General features: G+C 71.6%; 19 protein-coding genes and 1 riboswitch. Of the genes, 4 read left to right on the top strand and 15 right to left on the bottom strand.

The window, feature by feature from the left end:
• Window positions 1–71 precede the first annotated feature (71 nt).
• Window positions 72–380 carry a co-chaperone GroES gene (groES, locus tag ALLO2_RS03450; protein WP_035729604.1) on the bottom strand — a complete coding sequence of 103 codons (309 nt, stop codon included), beginning with the start codon at window positions 378–380 and terminating at the stop codon, window positions 72–74.
• A gap of 307 nt (window positions 381–687) precedes the next feature.
• Here groES and ALLO2_RS03445 point away from each other — a divergent pair, with 307 nt between their 5' ends.
• Window positions 688–963 carry a hypothetical protein gene (locus ALLO2_RS03445; protein ID WP_011435084.1) on the top strand — a complete coding sequence of 92 codons (276 nt, stop codon included), beginning with the start codon at window positions 688–690 and terminating at the stop codon, window positions 961–963.
• Window positions 964–1,073: 110 nt separating this feature from the next.
• On the opposite strand, the gene ALLO2_RS03440 is transcribed toward ALLO2_RS03445, so the two are convergent.
• Window positions 1,074–1,673: a MarR family winged helix-turn-helix transcriptional regulator gene (locus ALLO2_RS03440; protein WP_035729602.1), complete on the bottom strand. Its 600-nt coding sequence runs from the start codon at window positions 1,671–1,673 to the stop codon at window positions 1,074–1,076.
• A gap of 151 nt (window positions 1,674–1,824) precedes the next feature.
• Here ALLO2_RS03440 and ALLO2_RS03435 point away from each other — a divergent pair, with 151 nt between their 5' ends.
• Window positions 1,825–2,460: an FMN-dependent NADH-azoreductase gene (locus ALLO2_RS03435; RefSeq protein ID WP_011435082.1), complete on the top strand. Its 636-nt coding sequence runs from the start codon at window positions 1,825–1,827 to the stop codon at window positions 2,458–2,460.
• Window positions 2,461–2,577: 117 nt separating this feature from the next.
• Here the strand turns inward: ALLO2_RS03435 and rimI are convergent, their stop codons facing one another.
• The 5 genes from rimI to glyA all read right to left on the bottom strand — a co-directional run bounded on the left by rimI (window position 2,578) and on the right by glyA (window position 7,203).
• A complete protein-coding gene (gene rimI, locus ALLO2_RS03430; RefSeq protein WP_035729599.1) occupies window positions 2,578–3,165 on the bottom strand; it encodes a ribosomal protein S18-alanine N-acetyltransferase in 588 nt (195 codons plus the stop codon).
• Complete coding sequence (gene tsaB / locus ALLO2_RS03425) at window positions 3,162–3,926, bottom strand: tRNA (adenosine(37)-N6)-threonylcarbamoyltransferase complex dimerization subunit type 1 TsaB (RefSeq protein ID WP_011435080.1); 765 nt, start codon at window positions 3,924–3,926, stop codon at window positions 3,162–3,164. The genes rimI and tsaB overlap by 4 nt, the downstream gene beginning before the upstream one ends.
• 112 nt (window positions 3,927–4,038) lie before the next feature.
• Window positions 4,039–4,512: a tRNA (adenosine(37)-N6)-threonylcarbamoyltransferase complex ATPase subunit type 1 TsaE gene (gene tsaE, locus ALLO2_RS03420; RefSeq protein WP_011435079.1), complete on the bottom strand. Its 474-nt coding sequence runs from the start codon at window positions 4,510–4,512 to the stop codon at window positions 4,039–4,041.
• Entirely contained in the window at window positions 4,509–5,780 is a 1,272-nt protein-coding gene (locus ALLO2_RS03415; RefSeq protein WP_011435078.1) for an alpha/beta fold hydrolase, read from the bottom strand. Before ALLO2_RS03415 ends, tsaE begins: the two co-directional genes overlap by 4 nt.
• Before the next feature lie 160 nt (window positions 5,781–5,940).
• Window positions 5,941–7,203, bottom strand: coding sequence for a serine hydroxymethyltransferase (gene glyA, locus ALLO2_RS03410; RefSeq protein WP_011435077.1), 1,263 nt, complete (start codon window positions 7,201–7,203; stop codon window positions 5,941–5,943).
• Window positions 7,204–7,230: 27 nt separating this feature from the next.
• Window positions 7,231–7,317: riboswitch (ZMP/ZTP riboswitch) on the bottom strand.
• Window positions 7,318–7,595: 278 nt separating this feature from the next.
• Here glyA and ALLO2_RS03405 point away from each other — a divergent pair.
• Entirely contained in the window at window positions 7,596–7,919 is a 324-nt protein-coding gene (locus tag ALLO2_RS03405) for a hypothetical protein (RefSeq protein WP_035729718.1), read from the top strand.
• Window positions 7,920–7,980: 61 nt separating this feature from the next.
• On the opposite strand, the gene alr is transcribed toward ALLO2_RS03405, so the two are convergent.
• From alr to ALLO2_RS03385, 4 genes are all read right to left on the bottom strand, one after another.
• Window positions 7,981–9,135, bottom strand: a complete 1,155-nt coding sequence (gene alr / locus ALLO2_RS03400) for an alanine racemase (RefSeq protein ID WP_035729594.1) — start codon at window positions 9,133–9,135, stop codon at window positions 7,981–7,983.
• Window positions 9,136–9,139: 4 nt separating this feature from the next.
• Entirely contained in the window at window positions 9,140–10,744 is a 1,605-nt protein-coding gene (locus tag ALLO2_RS03395) for an NAD(P)H-hydrate dehydratase (RefSeq protein WP_011435074.1), read from the bottom strand.
• An 81-nt stretch (window positions 10,745–10,825) separates the two neighbouring features.
• Complete coding sequence (locus tag ALLO2_RS03390) at window positions 10,826–11,182, bottom strand: holo-ACP synthase (RefSeq protein WP_011435073.1); 357 nt, start codon at window positions 11,180–11,182, stop codon at window positions 10,826–10,828.
• A 177-nt stretch (window positions 11,183–11,359) separates the two neighbouring features.
• On the bottom strand, window positions 11,360–12,271 hold the full coding sequence (locus ALLO2_RS03385; protein WP_023839785.1) for a PadR family transcriptional regulator: 912 nt from the start codon (window positions 12,269–12,271) through the stop codon (window positions 11,360–11,362).
• A 142-nt stretch (window positions 12,272–12,413) separates the two neighbouring features.
• Here ALLO2_RS03385 and ALLO2_RS03380 point away from each other — a divergent pair, with 142 nt between their 5' ends.
• Window positions 12,414–12,974: an SWIM zinc finger domain-containing protein gene (locus ALLO2_RS03380; protein ID WP_011435071.1), complete on the top strand. Its 561-nt coding sequence runs from the start codon at window positions 12,414–12,416 to the stop codon at window positions 12,972–12,974.
• 214 nt (window positions 12,975–13,188) lie between these two features.
• Here ALLO2_RS03380 and glmS read toward each other — a convergent pair whose 3' ends face one another.
• The 4 genes from glmS to rplM form a co-directional block, all read right to left on the bottom strand.
• Complete coding sequence (glmS, locus tag ALLO2_RS03375) at window positions 13,189–15,111, bottom strand: glutamine--fructose-6-phosphate transaminase (isomerizing) (protein ID WP_035729591.1); 1,923 nt, start codon at window positions 15,109–15,111, stop codon at window positions 13,189–13,191.
• Between the two features lie 137 nt (window positions 15,112–15,248).
• Window positions 15,249–16,616 carry a phosphoglucosamine mutase gene (gene glmM / locus ALLO2_RS03370; RefSeq protein WP_011435069.1) on the bottom strand — a complete coding sequence of 456 codons (1,368 nt, stop codon included), beginning with the start codon at window positions 16,614–16,616 and terminating at the stop codon, window positions 15,249–15,251.
• Window positions 16,617–16,725: 109 nt separating this feature from the next.
• Window positions 16,726–17,133: a 30S ribosomal protein S9 gene (gene rpsI / locus ALLO2_RS03365; RefSeq protein WP_011435068.1), complete on the bottom strand. Its 408-nt coding sequence runs from the start codon at window positions 17,131–17,133 to the stop codon at window positions 16,726–16,728.
• A gap of 93 nt (window positions 17,134–17,226) precedes the next feature.
• Window positions 17,227–17,670, bottom strand: coding sequence for a 50S ribosomal protein L13 (gene rplM, locus ALLO2_RS03360; protein WP_011435067.1), 444 nt, complete (start codon window positions 17,668–17,670; stop codon window positions 17,227–17,229).
• Window positions 17,671–18,615 lie beyond the last annotated feature (945 nt).

Here is an 18,615-nt window from a genome sequence, read left to right as displayed (position 1 = left end):
CCGCCGGCGAGCCCGGCGGAAACCGGGCGGCCGCCAGCGGGACGCGCCCCTTGGTGCTACCGGCGAGCGACCTACTTCTCGATGATCGCGAGGACGTCGCGAGCGGAGAGCACGAGGTACTCCTCGCCCGAGTACTTGACCTCGGTGCCGCCGTACTTGCTGTAAAGCACCACGTCGCCGACCTTGACGTCGAGCGGGACGCGCTTGCCGTCCTCGAACCGACCCGGGCCGACCGCGAGAACGATGCCCTCCTGGGGCTTCTCCTTCGCCGTGTCCGGAATCACGATCCCGGACGCGGTGGTCTGCTCCGCGTCGGAGGGCTGCACGACGATGCGGTCCTCGAGCGGCTTGATAGCAACCTTGGTGGCGGTCGTCACGATCGACCTCCCCCTTCCTGCGCTGGATGAGAGAGCGACCCTGGCGGCCTGCCGTCGCGGGTGAACAGGCGCCTGTTGTCGCTGGCACTCTCACGTGCCGAGTGCCAACTTAGCACCCGCGCCGCAGACGTCAACCAAGACGGTCGGATCTGTCAAGACGGCGGGAATTCGGGTCGNCCCGAGCCGGCCTGGCCAAGGCCCGGCTCTCCTTCGCGACGGCCCGTTCCCGCCGGTCGGCGCCCGGCGCCACGAGGCCCCATGAGCACATGAGCACATGAGCACCCGGGGACATGGGGGGCACCATGAGGACATGATCTGGATGTGGGAGGCCAAGGCGGCGCCCGGCCGGGCGAGCGGCCTGCGGGACTGGGCGATCGATGCGCTCGCGGGGCGGGACGGCGAGGTCTACGTCAGCAGCCAACGGGGCGAGGATCTCGTCGTCATCATGCTACGGACGCCGCCCGATGCGGGCATGTCCGTACAGACCACCGGGGACACCCGCTGTCCGCTGCCGAAGCCACCGGCCGAGCTGGCGAACGGCGATCCGCATACCTGGCAGTTCGAGCAGGTACACCCGCCGCACTGATCGGCCGCGTCCGGCACTGCCGCGTCCGGGCCGTGTCCGGCACCCGGCCAGGGCCGGATCACCCGGAGGCCGAACCACCCATCGGAAAGGGACCGCCAAGCGGAACAGGACTACCCGTCGGACGGGGCCGACTGACCGGGGCACGTCCCGTCCGGTGCGCACGCCATCCCAATGTCCCGCGCGTCGATCTCCCGCCTGGCGGCGTCGCAGGCGGCCGCTCCGTGCGTGGGGTCCACGGCAAGCATGTGGGCAGCGACACGCCGCANCAGATCGATGAAGGTCGCCCGTTCCGCCGCAGTCAGCGGGGAGAGCACGTGCTGATCGACGAGAAGCCGATCCTCCTGGCTGGCCCGGTACAACTGGACCCCGTGCTCCGTCGCGGTGATGATCCGGGCCCGCCGGTCCGCGGGATCGGGGTGCCGCTCAACCAGGCCGGCCCGCTCCAGATCATCGACCAGGCGGACCATCACCGTCCGGTCGATGCCGAACCGACGGGCCACCTCGATCTGGTTGCGCGCCTCACCCTCGACCGCGGCACCGAGAACGTGCAGCCCACGCAGCCCGCCGGGCACCCGGCCGACGGCGGCGGCCGAAGCGGCCGCATAGCCGTACCGCACCTGCCCCAATAGCCAGCCGAGGTCCTTCCCCGGGCCGTCGGGGAGGCTCTCCAGCCCCGGGGGAAGCCCGGCGGCCACCGCCGCGTCGCTCACCCTCACAAGGTACAGGCCCACAGAGGAATAATCTACCGCGATATAAGTGCTTAAGTAGACAATCTACTGTTAAGATGTTCCATGAATCCGATCTTCCCGTCAAAGAAGATCGATCATATTGATGATCGAATAATGATGGAGGGTTCCCCCGATGCCGCACCTGCTGCACGTCGACTCGAGCCTCGCCACCGAGAGCTCGACGTCCCGATCGATCGCCACCATCTTCGCCGAGGCCTGGCGCGAGGCGCACCCAGACGGGATCATCACCTATCGTGATCTGTCTGTCACCCCTCCTCCGCACCTGGACTGGGCGACCGTGTCGGCGAGGTTCACCCCGCCCGAGCAGCTCTCGGCGGAGCAAGCCGAGGCGGTCAAGAAAGGAGAGGAGCTGATCGCCGAGGTGGAGGCGGCAGACGAGTACCTGCTGTCGGTACCGATGTACAACTACGCGGTGCCGTCGACGTTCAAGGCGTGGATCGACCAGATCATCGTCATGGGACGCACGGTGCGGCAGGCTCCGGACGACAGCGCCCTCACCGGCAAGAAGGTGACGGTGGTCACCGCCCAGGGCGGGTCCTACGGGCCAGGCACACCCAAGGAGGGCTGGGATCACCAGCAGCCCTACGTGGCACACATCCTGGCGGCACTCGGCGCCACGGACATCGAGTTCATCCGCGTCGAGATGACGCTCGCCCCGGTGAATCCGGCGCTGGCCGAGTTCATCGACCTGTTCCAGCGCTCCAAGGCGGAGGCGGCGGCCGCGGCTCGGCTACGCGCCTCCGTCTGAGCCGTCCGCCCCACCCGTCGCGCGCCCGGCCGTAGACAGGCCGGGACGCCGGCGGGATACGAGGAGAGGACGGCTGGCCGGGCTGTACCGCCTGGTGACGGTGGGGTCAGGCGGGTGTCAGGGCTCGACCCGAGAGGTGATGAGCAACGTCGCCTCGACGCGGTCGAGCAGCTCCGCGTAACCAACGGTGTCGATCTTCCGGACCCGCATCACGTAGGCATCTCCACCGGAAGGCTGGTAGTAACCGCGGCGCAGCCCAATGTCGACAAAGCCAAGCCGGCTGTAGAGAGCACGGGCCGCCTGGTTGTCGGTGCGGACCTCCAGCCCACAGTTGCGGGCACCGGCCCGCCGGGCGTCGCGCAGCAAGGCGATCATCAGACGGGCGCCCACCCCCCGCCCGCGCATCCGGGGCACGACGCCGATCGTCTGGATGTAGGCGCCGTCCTCGGCGAGCGCCAGCCCCGCATAACCGACGATCGCGGACGTGTCGTGCGTCGGGACGCCCTGTGGACGCCACAGCGCCGTCAGGTACCGCCGCTGCTCGCCCTGCGCGAGTTCGGACCAGAACAGCTCGGCCGTCCACGGATCGATGTCGAATACCGTCTGCTCCAGCTCGGCGACCATCGCCACGTGCCACCAGCGCATCGGAGCCAGGAGCAGATCCGGCCCATCCGGACCGGCGGGGNGTGGTCGCGGCTGCGTCAAACCGTGACCGGCTTCGGTGTGTGCGGTTCGGCCGCGTCCGGCCGCCGCAGGTAGAGCGGGACGAGGGGCTGGGGAGCACGCCCGGCCAGCACGTCGGCCCCGGCGAGACCGACGAGCAGCTCTGGCCGGGGATAGCCGTCGTCCGGCTGACCTGCGCCGGGCGCGGGCACCTCCCCGGCGGTGGCACCGGCCGTGGTACCGGCGAGTTCGGCGAAGATCTCCGGGTAGAGCACCGTTCCCGGGCCGACGACGCGGTCGACACCGAGGCCGCGCAGGAACCGGACGACGTCGGCCGGACGGCCAACGGCCGGATCGCCGACCCGCACCCCGTCGCGGTAACAGGCCCAGAAGACCTCGCGCCGACGGGCATCCGTCACGACGGCGACGGAGCCGCCGGTGGCGGCACCGATGGCATCCAGCGAGCACACCCCGTGCACCGGCACGCCTAGTGCGTCGGCGAAGGCGGCGGCGGTCACCATCCCGACCCGCAAACTGGTGAACGGCCCGGGACCGGCGCCCACGACCACGGCGTCGAGATCGGTAGGGCGGGCACCCCCCTCGGCGAGCACCGCGCGCATCGACGGCGCCAGCAGCTCCCCGTGGCGGCGGGCGTCGACGGTGACCATGACCGCTCGCGGCCACACGTGCACCCCGGGCGCGGCGCGCTCACCACCCGTCCCACTCACCGGCCGCGCGGGGTCGGACGACGTCAGCTCGGCGAGCGCAACCGAGCACGCTGCCGTGGATGTGTCAAGAGCCATCACCAGCACTCGTCCAGACTACGGATCGCCTCGCCGACCACGGCGGGCACCCACCCCACCACCACGATGCCACCGATGTCACGCCGCGCGCGGCGGGTCGATGCGGGGAGTCTCAACTCACCGGCGCACGTGCGCGCAGCCGTTCGATCCAGCTGGCCCCGGACGGGACGAGGCGGACTATCCGAGTCTCCCCGACCTCGTCGGCACGTGGCCGGGAGATCACGATCTCCAGATGATCCTGCGTGAGACGTTCCGCGAGACCGGCACCCCACTCGACCACGGTGACCGAGGTGTCGACGTCGGCGTCGAGGTCGAGATCGTCGACCTCGACGACCCCACCGAGCCGGTAGGCGTCCACGTGCACGAGGGGAATCCGCCCGTCCGGGTAGATCCGGGCAAGCACGAACGTCGGCGAGGTGACCGTTTCCCGCACGCCCAGCCCGGCCGCGATCCCCTGGGCCAGAACCGTCTTGCCCGCGCCGAGCGGGCCGGAGAGCACGAGCAGGTCCCCGGGCCGCAGCAGGGTAGCCAACCAGGCCCCGAACTCCCGCATGCGCTCCGCCGTGGACACCTCGACCGTGTTCATGCGCCTTCCGTCGTCGCCTCGCTCCGGGGCCCGCGTGGGGAGACGGAGAATGTCTCGGACCGCGCCGACCGACCGGTCCGTCCCGACCCCGACCGACCGGTCCGTCCCGACCGACCTGTCTGTGCCGGCGCCGACCGACCTGTCTGTGCCGGCGCCGACCGGCCTGTCTGTGCCGACCCCGACCGCGGGCGCGGCATGGCGCGTGGCGCCGTCGCCTGCCGCGCAATCTCCCGGATTGCGGCGTTCACCACGTCCGGGCGTTCCAGCATGATGGCGTGCCCGGCGCCCTCCTCGACGATGAGCTCCGCCCGGGGCAACGCCTCCGCCAGGGTACGGCTGTGGGCGAGCGGGGTCATCAGGTCAACGTCCCCGACGATGAGCACGGTCGGGATCTCCGCCAGTCGCTCGGCCGCCGCGAGCCGATCGTGGTCGAGCAGGGTGGGCAGGAACGCCGCGATGACCGGGATCGGGGTGTCCGCGACCATGGTCTCCAGGAAGGAGACCACCGACGGCGGCAGTTCGGTCGATCCGAACCCGATGCGCCGCGTCAGCTCCCACGACAGGTCGCTGCCCCGCCGCCGGGCACGTTCGAGCAGGCTCGGCGCGTGCCGCATACCAACCGCGAAACCCGGCAGAACGCGGCGGACCACCCCGGTCACCGACGCCGGCAGCCCGAAGGTCAGCCGGGCCAGCTCACCGGCGCTGGTGGCGAGCAGGGCCACCCCGACGATGCGGTCATCGAACAGTTCCGGGTGGGTGTCGGCCAGGCCCAGCACCGTCATGCCGCCCATCGAATGGCCCACCAGGATAATCGGCCCCCGGGGGACCCGCTCGGTGATCACCCGGAAGAGGTCGTCGGCGAGTGCGTCGATAGTGCAGTTCTTGACCTCGGACGGCCCGGAACGCCCATGCGCCCGCTGATCGTAGAAGACCATCCGGCCGAGGTCTGTCAGCGCCCGCTGCTGCAGGATCCAGGAATCGGCCGTGACGCAGAACCCGTGGACGAACACCAGCGTCACCGGGGCGTCCGACGGGCCGGTCTCCTCGATATACAGCGGAACACCGTCCCCCGCGATCACGGTGGTGACCCAGCCCCCGATCGGCCCCATCCGCGCGTCGGACGCGAGATCGGCCGTCTCACGCCGACGGCGGATCATCCGCCGCTCGGCGACCAGGCCCGCCGCGACGGCGGCGGCACCAACCACCCCGAGCGATCCCGTGGCCCGAGCCGTGCGGGAACCCGCGATCGCACCCACGGTCTTCGCCATCGGCGCCACCTCTCCTCGGTGCCTCTTCTGCACCGATGATGCACCCGGCCACGCCGGCCGACGGGCCCCCCGGCCGGGACGTGGGGGGCGTCGGCCGGGACCTGGGGACGTCGGATGCGCGGCCGGGGAAGATCACCGGTCCTGTGCGCGGATCCCGTGCTCAGGCGAAGCCCGGCATCGGGAAGGCTGCGGTCAGCTCGGTGACCTGCTCCCGGACCCGGGTGATGGTCGCGGTGTCGCCGACCACGGCGGCCTTGACGACATCGTCGATCCAGCCGGCGAGCACCGGCATGTGACCGACCCCCAGACCGCGGGTGGTGATGGCGGCGGTTCCCAGCCGGATACCGGACGGGTCGAAGGGCCTGCGCTGGTCGAAGGGCACCGCGTTGTAGTTCAGCTCGATCCCGGCCTGGTCGAGCGCCCGGGCCGCGGGCTTGCCACCGATGTCCCTGCTGGTCAGGTCGATCAGGATCAGATGGTTGTCGGTACCGCCGGTGACCAGGTCGAAGCCCCGCTCCACCAGGGCCTCGGCCAGCGCGCGGGCGTTCGCCACGACCGCGTGCGCGTAGTCGCGGAACGCGGGTGCCGCCGCCTCGCGCAGTGCGACGGCGATCGCCGCGGTGGTGTGGTTGTGCGGCCCGCCCTGCAGGCCCGGGAACACCGCCTTGTCGATCGCGGTGGCGTGCTCGGCGTCGGAGAGGAGCATCGCCCCACGCGGGCCGCGCAACGTCTTGTGCGTGGTGGTGGAGATCACCGGGGCGTGCCCCACCGGCGAGGGGTGTGCCCCACCCGCGATCAGCCCGGCGATGTGCGCGATGTCCGCGACGAGCACCGCCCCGACCTCCCGCGCGATCGCGGCGAACCCCGGGAAGTCGATCGTCCGAGGGATCGCCGTACCGCCGCAGAAAATAATCCTGGGACGCTCGGCCAGAGCGAGGTCGCGCACCTCGTCCAGGTCGATGCGGCCGGTGTCGGCGCGCACGCCGTACCGGACACTGCGGAACCACGTGCCGGTCGCGGAGACGCTCCAGCCGTGGGTCAGATGGCCGCCCATCGGCAGCGACAGGCCCATCACGGTGTCCCCCGGCTCGGCGAAGGCCAGATAGACGGCGAGGTTCGCCGGGGAACCCGAGTACGGCTGGACGTTGGCGTGCTCGACCCCGAACAGCGCCTTGGCACGGTCGACCGCAAGCGTCTCGATCGGATCGATGACCTGCTGGCCCTCGTAGTAACGCCGACCGACGTAGCCCTCGGAGTACTTGTTGGTCAGCACGGAGCCGGACGCCTCCAGCACCGCGGTAGAGACGTAGTTCTCCGACGCGATCAGCCTGATCGACGAGAACTGGCGCGTGGCTTCGGCCTCGACGAGACCGGCGAGTTCGGGATCGGCGACGGCGAGGTGGGGAATCGGTGGTTGATGCACCTTGACCTCCGGCAGGTCTGATCCGGCCGGGGGTGCCCAGGCGCGCGGCACCGTTCCGCTCGATCGCTCCCCGGTGGTCAGTTCCACCTCGATGCGCCAGTCACGACTCCGGGCCGAGTCTAGGGGATGAGCCCCGCCCCACAGCACCGGATCCACGCCGGTGCGACGCGTCGCGACGGCACCGGGCGTCGCGAAGACGACAAATGTCGTGAAGACGACAAGCCGGGCGCAGGCCACAGCACCGACGTCCACCGGACCGGGTGGGAGCGGGCCGACTACCGTGGAAGTGCCGCCCCGGCTGGATCGGCTGGATCGGCTGGATCGAGAAGCCGGGAGCGGACGGATCCAGTGGGATCAGATCGATCAGCGAGTGTGGACCGGAGGCGGAGATCGTGCGGCTGAGGTGGCACAGGAGCAAGGACATCCCGGCGAGCGCAGGCCGTCGTCTGACGGGCCCGGAGCGCGCCGCCGCACTAGGGGTGCCGGACGACACCGAGCCGGCCGAGGGCCCCGGCGCCGCGGCTCCGGCTCCGGTGCCGGCCGGGCCGGTGATGCTGACACTGACCNCCCGCTCCCGCCTCGAGGAGGCCGAGCGCGAGGCCGCCGTCTCCCGTCCCGTGCGTCGGCGGATGGAGCGCGGCTCGCTCGGCGGCCACGTGTCGCCCACCGGCGGTCACGGTTCCGGCGGTGCCTGCGGCCCCGGCGGCTGCGGCTGAGCCCGCATCCCGCATCCCGCATCCCGCATCTTCGACTCGTCCGGCGCCGCCCGGCGGGCCGTCAGACGTAGCGGCGGGGGNCCCNAGCCCCNACCCNGCTGACGATCTCATAGTTGATGGTGCCCAGCGCCGCGGCCCAGTCGTCCGCGGTCGGTTCGCCGCGGTCGCCGGGGCCGAAGAGCAGCACCTCGTCGCCGGCCGCCACCTGGTCGTCACCCACGTCGAGGACGAACTGATCCATGCAGACCGTGCCGGCGATGCGTCGGCGCCGCCCGCCGAACAGCACCTCCGCGGTGTTCGTCGCGGACCTGGGGATGCCGTCGGCGTAGCCCAGCGGCACCACGGCGAGCGTCGTCTCGCGTGTTGTCGTGTACCGGTGCGCGTAGGAGANGNCGNTTCCCGCCGGTACCCGCTTGGTCAACGCGGCGTGCGTCGTCAGCGTCATCGCGGGGCGCAGGCCAAAGGCCGCCGGCGGCCCGATCTCCGGACCCGGGGACAGTCCGTAAACGGACACTCCCGGTCGAACCAGGTCGAAATGCGCCTCCGGGCTGACCAGGGTAGCCGCCGAGTTCGCCAGATGCCGCACGGACGGGTGTAGCCCCGCCTTCGTGGCGATGTCGATCGCATCCCGGAAACGCCCGATCTGACCCTGCACCGTGGGATGCCCGGGGGCGTCGGCGAACGCGAAGTGGCTCCACACACCGATCACCTCGATCACGCCCTCGGCCTCGAGTGCCGCCCCGGCGTCGCACAGCGCCGGCCAGTCGGCCTCCGTGGCTCCCGCCCGGCCGAGGCCCGTGTCCGCCTTGAGGTGCACCCGGGCGGTACGGCCGGTCCGCCGGGCCGCGGCGGCGGCCTCCTCGAGCGCCCAGCCCGCGGACGCGGACAGGTCGACATCCGCGGCGATGGCGGCGGCGAACGATTCACCGGGCGCCGCGAGCCAGGACAGCACCGGGACGGTGAACCCGGCCGCGCGCAGGGCGAGCGCCTCCTCAAGGAACGCCGTGCCGAGCCAGGTGGCCCCGCCCTCCAGGGCCGCCCGTGCGCACGGGATCATGCCGTGGCCGTAGCCGTCAGCCTTGACGACCGCCATGGTGGCGGCGTCGCCTGCCCGGGCGACGAGGGCGGTCACCGACGTGCGGACCGCGTCGAGATCGATGACGGCACAGGAACGAAGATCATTCCCGGCCGGAGAACCGGCTCGCTGTTCGGTCACGCCGTCACGCTACTCCGCGTGGCATCCGTCGCCGGTCAAGCAGGTCGCCGATGACCTGGGGCAGGAGGGCGGGCAGATCATTCGCTGCCAGCGGCGCCGGGGCCCGCTCGGCGGCCCGGCCGTGCAGATAGGCGCCGACCGCCCCGGCCGTCGCGGGGGCGAGCCCGGCGGCGAGCAGCGAGCCGATCAGGCCGGTCAGCACGTCACCGGTCCCGGCGGTCCCCAGCCATGCCGATCCGGTCGTGTTGACCAGCGCCGATCCATCCGGCCGCACGACGAGTGTGCGGGCGCCCTTGAGCAGGATCACCGCTCCCGTCGCCGCCGCGGCCCGCCGGAGAACAGCGAGCCGATCGTCGGCGAGTTCGGCGACGGTGGCCTGCGCGTCCCGGCCAAGGGCGACCGAGACGAACCGCTGGAACTCGCCCTCATGCGGTGTGATCAGCACCGGCGCCGCCCGCTCGGCGACGGCGGGCCGCGCCGCGATGATCTCGGCAAGCGGGTCGAGGCCCCCCGCGTCGACCAGGACCGGAAGGTCCGTCGCCAGCAACGCCGTCAGCAGGGTACGGACCGCGGGTCCCGGCGCCAGGCCTGGGCCGATCGCCCAGGCCTGGACCCGGCCGGCGGCCAGCATCGTGTCGGCGTCACCGGCCTCGATGACGGTCACGACGGCCTCGGGATGCGCCATCCGCACGAAATCGCCGGCCCTGCTCACGACCGCGCCGACGGCCTCGCCCGCGACCTTCTCGGCGTGCCCCGCGGTCACTACCCGCAGGTACCCGGCGCCACCACGCAGCGCGCCGCCGACCGCGAGCACCGCGGCGCCCGGATAGGCGTCGCTGCCGGCGACGAGGCCGAGGACCCCGCGACTGTACTTGGACGCCGTCGGGCTGGGAACGGGCAATGCCGCGGCGACGTCGGCGTCGTCGAGAGCGCACAGGTCGGGTTCAGGCAGGTCCAGTCCGATGTCGACCAGCTCGACGGGGCCGGTGTGGGCGGCACCGGGCATGAGCCACAGGCCGCGTTTGCGGGTACCGAAGGTGACGGTACTGCTCGCCCGGACCGCCGGCCCCGCGACGGCCCCGGTGTCCGCGTCCACCCCGCTGGGGACGTCGACCGCCACCGTCCGTTCGGGGGGTGCCAGAACGGCGAGCCGGGCGTACGGCTCGCGCAGCCCGCCCCGGCCCCCGATGCCGAGCAACCCGTCCAGCACCAGATCGGCGGCGGCGAACAGGATACGCAGCCGCTCATCGTCGATCGGCTGCCCCGCACCCGCCGGACCGCCCGCGCCCACCACCGGACCCGGATGGTGCAGTCGGCCACCGGCCGCAAGCAGGGCTGCGGTGCCTTCCGGGTGGGTGCGGCCGGGTGCCACCGCATCAATCCGCGCCCCTCGGGCGGCCAGCCGCGCTCCGGCCCAGAGGGCGTCACCACCGTTGTCGCCACCGCCGGCGAGCACGACGACGCGGGCACCGTAGACCCGCCCGAGGCGTCGTGCGGCGTGCGCGACGAGCCCGTGCACCGCCCGCTGCATCAGAGCGCCGGGGGGCAGCGAGGCGAGCAGCGGCGCCTCGGCACCTCGAACCTGTTCGACCGTATGGGCATTGCGCATGCCGACATGCTGCCCCGCTCCGATCCGCGGGCGCCCGACAGGCCGGCACGGACCCACCGGACCCACCGGACCCGACCGTGCTCAGGTCTCGGCGACGACCATCGCCACGGCCACGCCGCCGTCGTGGGTGAGCGAGAGGTGCCAGGACGCGATGCCGAGCCGGGCCGCCGCGGCGGCCACCGTGCCGATGATCCGTAACGACGGTCGCCCCCCGGTACCGAGAACAACCTCGGTGTCGTGCCACTCGAGACCGGGGGGTGCGCCGAGAACCTTGGCGACCGCCTCCTTCGCCGCAAACCGGGCAGCCAACCGCTCAGGCCGGGCGAGGCCGCGTTCGGTCGCGGTGAACAGCCTCATCGCGATGCCCGGCGTGCGCGCCAGCGTCGCGGCGAACCGGTCGACATCCACCACGTCCACTCCGACGCCCACCACCGCCACCCGGAAAGGTTCCCACAAACGCGGTGTTGCGCCGCCGTCGGCACCGGGGTGGCCGTGAGGTCCCCGCCAGCCGGTTCACGCCCATCTCGCCGAGGGCGCCCGCGCCCCGCTGATCAACGCTTCGTCGATCAGTGCGTCGCAGCCCGCCCTGGGGCCGATCCGCCGTTGCCGTCGTCCTTAGCTGTCGCCATCGGGAGCGGTGCGGCCCTTGTCCGCGCCGGTGCCCGTGGCGGCACCCTCCGGTCTCATCGGGGGCTCGACGTCGTCCCCGGCGAGGATCCGGTAGAGACCACGGCGGGTCTCGGCGAGCAGGGACCGCGCCGCGGCGATCTGCGCTTCGTCTCCGGCCTGGGCCACCTGGACGATGGCCGCACCGACGGCGAACGCCAGCGTTCGCAAACTGGTGAGATCGTCATCGACCGCCGCCGCAGCAGTCTCCCACGGCTTGCGCTCCCCTGCGCGTGCCTCGACGTGCGCCCGCCCGGCGTCGGTGAGATGGAAGACTCGCTTGCCCTCCGCCTCCTCCGCGCGCACGAGACCCTCGTCGGCCAGCAGTGACAGGACCGGGTAGACCGACCCCGGGCTCGGCCGCCAGATGCCACCGCTGCGCTCCGCAAGCTCGCGGATCATCTGGTAGCCGTGCATGGGCTCCTCGGCCAGCAGCGCGAGCAGCGCCTCCCGGACGTCGCCCCGCCCCACCTTCGGCCCACGGCCGCCGAAGCTGCCGGGGCCACCGAAGCCGGGGCCGCCGAAGCCCGGACCGAACCCCGGACCGGGAAAGCCGCCGAACGGCCAGCCCGGTCCGCCCCGGCGGCCTCTCGGCCCGCCTCCCGCGTGCCCACCGTGCTCACGATGCCCACCGTGCTCACGATGCCCACCGTGCTCACGATGCCCACCGTGGCCGCCACGGCCGACGCGACCGGCCCGACCGCTCTCGGGGTGGTCCTGCTCGCCGGCCACCGCCTCCGACCGGCCACCACACTGCCCCCAAGCGCTCATCGCCTCGAAGAAGTCCCGCAGCCGGGACGGGCCGAACCCGGCCTCGCATCCCCAGTGGCCCCATGGGCCCGGCATCACCTGTGAAACCATGATCATTCCCTTCGAATCGGCGCGACCGGAGCAATCCGCTCACGCTCCATCACGTAGGCTCACGATATATCGCGATGCAATCGATGACAAGACCTACTCGGCTAGGCATCCCCGAACCGCGCGAATTCCGTAGGATTGAGCAGTGATCATTTCGGGGTCCGGGGAGAACGGGCACGGCGGAGACGCCGTCACCCCGCTCGAGGCAGCCTTCGAGGAACGCGCCTGCGCACAGCACGCCGGCACCGACGTCTTCATGGAAGGGGTGAATCTGGCTCTTCTCGGTCGAGTCGAACAACTCCGTATCCGCCCCACCAACGCATCCGGCACGGTGGACGACGACGGTTCGTACGAGGTCCGCCTGGAGGCGGCCGACGACGGGCCACGGACGGGCTGTACCTGCACCGAGGGATCCACCGGCTCGTTCTGCCGGCACGCGGTCGCGGTCGCCCTCGTGGCCACCGGCTCGGCGGGGCTCGCCGAGGACGACGAGGGGGAGGACGGCACGATCCTCGGCGAGGAGACCCTCTTCACCGACGACCCGGTCCACGCCGCGATGCGCGTCTTCCTCAGCCGCGCCCCTCGCGCCGAACTTGTCGAGACCCTGCTCGACGCCGCCGACGACAACGACGCCGTCGCCGATGCGCTGTGGGAGGCGACGGTCGCCTGGCACGGCCGTCAGCACGGAGCGACGCCGTCCACCTGACCGGCAGGCCCCTGACCCGCAGGCCCGAGCCCCCGCAGCCCGATGCCAGGGGCCCCACACTGCGCCGAAGGCGCCGTCGACTACCCCAGGAAGCTCGCCGAAGGCGAGCTGACAGAAACCCCGAACGGCGCCCGATGCCAGGGGCCCCCACACTGCGCCGAAGGCGCCGTGTGGGGAAGGCGCCGTGTGGGGAAGGCGCCGTGTGGGGAAGGGCTTACTCGACTGTCACCGACTTCGCCAGGTTACGCGGCTGATCGACATCGAGGCCGCGCGCAAGCGCCAGCTCGCACGCGAAGACCTGCAGCGGTAGCGTCGTGACCAGGGGCGCGAACAGCGACGCGGTCGCGGGCACGCGGATGAGATGATCGGCGAACGGTTCGACGGCGGTGTCGCTCTCTTCCGCGATCACGATCGTGCGGGCGCCACGCGCCCGGACCTCCTGGATGTTGGAAACGATCTTTCCGTGCAGGTTGGCACGACCCCGCGGGGACGGCACAACGACGAACACCGGCAGGCCGGGCTCGATGAGCGCGATCGGCCCGTGCTTGAGCTCCCCCGCCGGGAACCCCTCGGCGTGCATGTAGGCGAGNTCCTTGAGCTTGAGGGCCCCTTCCAGGGCCACCGGGTACCCCACATGACGACCGAGGAATAGCACCGCCTTCGCGTCGGCCAGGGCGCGGGCGAGCTCCCGCACCGGCTCGACCGTTCCCAGCGTCCGTTCGATCAGCTCGGGCATGCGCTGGAGCCGCTCGACGTACGCGGCGACCTCGTCGCCGTAGAGCACGCCGCGCACCTGGGCCAAGAACAGGCCGACGAGAAGGCACGCGGCGACCTGCCCGAGGAAGGTCTTGGTGGACGCGACCCCCACCTCCGGGCCGCAGCGGGTGTACAGCACCGCATCGGACTCCCGAGGGATCGTAGAACCGTTGGTGTTGCAGATGGCCAGCACCCGCGCCTTCTGCTCGCGCGCGTGTTTGACCGCCATCAGCGTGTCCAGCGTCTCGCCGCTCTGGCTGATCGCGATGACGAGGGTGGACCGGTCGAGCACCGGGTCGCGGTAGCGAAACTCCGAAGCCATCTCGACCTCGCAGGGCAGCCTGGTCCAGTGCTCGATTGCGTACTTCGCGATGAGGCCGGCGTGGTAGGCGGTGCCGCAGGCGACGATGAAGACCTTGTCCACGTCCCGGAAATCCTGGCCAGACAGCCGCTCCTCGTCGAGCACGATCGCACCGTCGGCGGAAAGCCGACCGCGCAGCGTGTCTGCCAGGGCGGTCGGCTGCTCGCTGATCTCCTTGAGCATGAAGTACGGGTAGCCGCCCTTCTCGGCGGCGCTGGCATCCCAGTCGACGTGGTAGCGCCGACCCTCGATGATCTGGCCGCCGAAGTCGGTCACCGTCGCACCGTCCCGGCGGGCCTCGACCACCTGATCCTGCCCGATCTCCAGCGCCTCCCGGGTGTGGGCGATGAAGGCCGAGACGTCGCTGGCGAGGAAGGTCTCCCCCTGACCGAGCCCCACGACCAGCGGGCTGTTACGCCGGGCCCCGACAACCACCTCCGGGAAGTCGCGGTGCAGCACGACCAGGGTGAACGCGCCTTCCAGCCGCCGGCAGACCCGTCGCAGCGCGACGGTCAGCGGATGCGCGCCCCCGTCGTACCCGCGGTCGGCACCAGCACCAGCACCAGCACCGGTGCCGGTGCCGGTGCCGGTGCCGGCAAGCTCGACTTCGAGGAGATGGGCGACGACCTCCGTGTCGGTCTCACTGGCGAGCTCGTGGCCGACCGTCTCCAGCTCGACCCGCAACGCGGCGAAGTTCTCGATGATCCCGTTGTGGATGACGGCGATGGCGCCGGTGCAGTCGGTGTGCGGATGGGCATTCGCGTCGGTTGGTCCACCATGCGTGGCCCACCGGGTATGCCCCATGCCTGTGGTGCCGGGCATCGGCCTGGAATCCGGATTCTCGGCGAGCAGCTTCTCGAGGTTGGACAGCTTGCCGGCACGACGCGCCGTCCGCAGTGCCCCGGCGCCGNCCACGGCGACNCCCGACGAGTCGTANCCGCGGTNCTCCAACCGCCGCAGACCGTTCAACGCGACATCCAGGGCCGCCTGGTCGCCGACGTAACCGATGATCCCGCACATGCGGCTCAGCGTACGCAGGTTCCCGGGGGTGAGAGCGTACCGGGGGAGGCTCGGGGCAAGGTGTCCGCTTGTGGCCGCGGCGGGACCGGTCAGCGGCGGGATCGGTCAGCGGCGGGATCGGTCAGCGGCGGGATCGGTCAGCGCGCCGGCGGCAACGCGGTGCGCACGACGGCGGCGAGCCGCTGTGCGACCGCCCGCGCGGCGGCGTCGGTGCCCGCCTCGACCATCACCCGCACGAGGGGTTCGGTGCCGGACGACCGCAGCAGCACCCGACCCTCGTCACCGAGTTCCGCCTTGGCCAGGGCGACGGCCCGCAGCAGTTCCTCATTGGTGTCCACCTGTGTCCGGTCGACGCCACGCACGTTCACCAACACCTGGGGCAGCCGGGTCATCGCCTTGGTGAGCTCGCCGAGCGGTTGTCCGGTCTCGGCGACCCGGCCCAGGATCCGCAACGCCGTCAACAACCCATCGCCGGTCGTCGCGTGGTCCAGGAACACCACGTGCCCGCTCTGCTCACCGCCGAGCACGTAGCCTCCGGCGCGCATCGTCTCCAGCACGTACCGATCTCCGACGGGTGTAGTGACGACGGTGATACCGGCCTCCCGCATCGCGTGGTGAAAGCCCAGATTCGACATCACGGTGACCACCACCGTGTCGTCGACCAGCTCACCCCGCTCGGCCAGCGCCAGAGCACACATCGCCAGGATCTGGTCGCCGTCGACGACCTCACCGGTCGCGTCCACGGCGAGGCAACGGTCCGCGTCGCCGTCATGGGCGATGCCGACGTCGGCGCCGTGCGCCACGACCGCGGCACGCAGGCTGTCGAGATGGGTGGCACCGCTGCCGTCGTTGATCGCTATCCCGTCGCCGTCGGCGTGCAGCGCGACGACGTCGGCTCCGGCCGCCCGCAGCACCCGAGGGGCCAAGGTGGAGGCGGCGCCCTGGGCACAGTCGACGACGACCCGCAGGCCGTCGAGCGGCACCGGCAGCGTGGCCAGCAGATGCGCCGCATACCGGTCGAGGAGAACCGGTTCGTCGCGGACCCGACCGACGTCGGCGCCGACGGGACGGCGGCTGGGAGGTAGGGCCATCCGCCGCTCGATGGCATCCTCGACCTCGTCGGGCAGTTTGAGGCCGCCGGCGGCGAACAGCTTGATGCCGTTGTCCGGCATCGGGTTATGGCTGGCGGAGAGCATGACGCCGAACATCGCGCCGCTGGCCGCGACGGCGTGAGCCACCGCGGGCGTGGGTGCCACCCCGATCCGGGCCACGTCGGCACCGGAGGCCGCGAGCCCGGCGACCACCGCGGCCTCCAGGAACTCCCCGGAGGGCCGCGTGTCCCGGCCGACGACCACTACCGGCTTACCGCGGCCGGAGGGCCCGCTGGTCCGGTTCGGCCCAGCGAGGACCTCGACCGCCGCGGAAGCCAGCGACAACGCCTGCTCCGCGGTCAGATCGATGTTGGCGACACCTCGGACGCCGTCGGTGCCAAAGAGCCTCACCATTGAGGTCTCCCTCGTCGAAGATCGTGGCGGAGACCGAGGGGGGCACCGGTGGCACCGATCCCCTCCGGGAGCACGCCTCCGGGGGCACGCCCGCGAAGGGGATCCAAGGTCAGCGCTTGCTGTACTGCGGAGCCTTGCGGGCCTTCTTGAGCCCGTACTTCTTACGCTCCTTGACCCGAGCGTCACGGGTCAGGAAGCCGGCCTTCTTCAGGGTAGGCCGGGACTCCTCCTCCGCCAGCGTCAACGCGCGGGCGAGGGCGAGCCGCAGCGCACCGGCCTGCCCGGAGACGCCGCCGCCGTGCAGCCGGGCGACGATGTCGTACGACTCCATCCGATCCAGTGCCTTGAGCGGCTCGTTGACGAGCTGCTGGTGCACCTTGTTCGGGAAATACTGCTCAAGCGTGCGCCCGTTGAGCGTCCACTGCCCGGTCCCCGGGAGCAGACGCACCCGGACGACCGCCTCCTTGCGCCGCCCGGTGGCGCGGGGATTGCCCTGTACGTCGGTCACGACAGCCACGTCGCGTTCCTTCCTCGGTTGATGCGTGGTTCCCGGGGCCGATACCGCCGGGCGGGAAGAGCCCGCCCGGCGACCGGCTCAGGAGGTCCGCGGCTACTGCGCGACCTGGATGATCTCGAACGGGGTGGGCTGCTGCGCCTGGTGCGGGTGAGTCGGACCCGCATAGACCTTCAGCTTGGTCCCCTGGGCTCGGCCGAGCTTGTTCTTCGGCAGCATGCCCTTGATCGCCTTCTCGACGATGATCTGCGGACGGGTGTCNAGCAGCTCCCCGTAGGAGGTGCTGCGCAGACCGCCCGGGAAGCCGGAGTGCCGGTGGTACTGGGCCTGCTCCCGCTTGTTCCCGCTCAGGGCGACCTTACCCGCGTTGATCACGACGACGAAGTCGCCGGTGTCGATATGCGGAGCGAAGTACGGCTTGTGCTTTCCACGCAGGAGCGTGGCGGCCTGGGTCGCCAGCCGACCGAGCACCACGTCGGTGGCATCGATGACGTGCCACACACGCTGGACATCCGCGGGCTTGGGCTGGTACGTGCGCACAGGTCTGCCTTCTCGTTCGGACGATCCCGCCAGGAGACTCCCAAGGGGCCTCTCGCGGATCTCGTCAAGAATGTGGAGCGCGCAGACGGGACGTGTCACGCGCAGCAGTCTTTGAGGTTACCAGGCGATCGAAGCGGTCCACCGGGGGGCACGGAAGGCTGGAGTATCGGGAGTACGGGAGTACGGGAGAGCACCGGGAGTACGGACATGCAGTCGGTCCGGCCACCGACCATGGACACCTGACCGCGCTGAATCCCGCCGACAACCTGGCTATTCTCACCAGGATGACGGAGATGGGCAGCGGGCGATCTGACGGGCGCGAGGGGCCCGGGGCCCCCGGGCACGAGGGGCCGACCCCGCTGTCCGGAGGCGCCTGCCATGATCGGGCGTCTCCCGCGCCTGCCGAGGGCCGTCGGTCGGCCGGCGCGTCGAAGGGCGCGTCGGAGGGCGGCGGTCCGGCCTGCCGGGGAGGCACCACGGGCCCGACAGCGGCGACGATTCCCCGCCCGGGTGGCGCGCACCCCGACCTCGACGGCTGGACTCCCCCGGCCGACGATCCCCTGTTCGGGGGGTCCCGGACGTACTCGTTCTCGCCGAAGCCGACCTCCCTGCGGATCACGCCGCCCGACACCACGCCGCCCGACGTAACACCGTCCCCGACCACCACGAGCTTGAGCACGGGGCCAGCCGGGACCGGCGCCGCATCCGTGCCGCCGTCCGGTCCGACCCGCTATGAGCGCCCGGCATCCCGTCCACGGGACTCGGACACGCCGGCCTATCCGGGTGTCTCCCCACGCCCGGGTGTCTTCCCCGACACGGATGCCGTTACCGGCGGTCCCACCCTCATCGGTGAAACCGGCGAATCCCNCCCNCCCCCCGCGGCTGACAGCGGATTCGGCGACGGCGATCCGGTCGACGGCGATCCGATCAACGGGTCGGCACCGT

Origin of the sequence: Frankia sp. Allo2 (genome assembly GCF_000733325.1) — a bacterium.
Lineage (GTDB): Bacteria > Actinomycetota > Actinomycetes > Frankiales > Frankiaceae > Frankia > Frankia casuarinae.
The sequence above is the reverse complement of the archived record's forward strand: the minus strand, read 5'-3'. Positions and strand labels throughout refer to the sequence as shown.

Bases quoted from the DNA above. Each gene is read 5' to 3' on its own strand.
- glmM (WP_011435069.1), bottom strand. From the start codon at position 16,616: ATGGTGAGGCTCTTTGGCACCGACGGCGTCCGAGGTGTCGCCAACATC.
- ALLO2_RS03445 (WP_011435084.1), top strand. From the start codon at position 688: ATGATCTGGATGTGGGAGGCCAAGGCGGCGCCCGGCCGGGCGAGCGGC.
- tsaB (WP_011435080.1), bottom strand. From the start codon at position 3,926: ATGGCTCTTGACACATCCACGGCAGCGTGCTCGGTTGCGCTCGCCGAG.
- ALLO2_RS03395 (WP_011435074.1), bottom strand. From the start codon at position 10,744: ATGCGCAATGCCCATACGGTCGAACAGGTTCGAGGTGCCGAGGCGCCG.
- ALLO2_RS03435 (WP_011435082.1), top strand. From the start codon at position 1,825: ATGCCGCACCTGCTGCACGTCGACTCGAGCCTCGCCACCGAGAGCTCG.
- tsaE (WP_011435079.1), bottom strand. From the start codon at position 4,512: ATGAACACGGTCGAGGTGTCCACGGCGGAGCGCATGCGGGAGTTCGGG.
- ALLO2_RS03415 (WP_011435078.1), bottom strand. From the start codon at position 5,780: ATGGCGAAGACCGTGGGTGCGATCGCGGGTTCCCGCACGGCTCGGGCC.
- ALLO2_RS03385 (WP_023839785.1), bottom strand. From the start codon at position 12,271: ATGGTTTCACAGGTGATGCCGGGCCCATGGGGCCACTGGGGATGCGAG.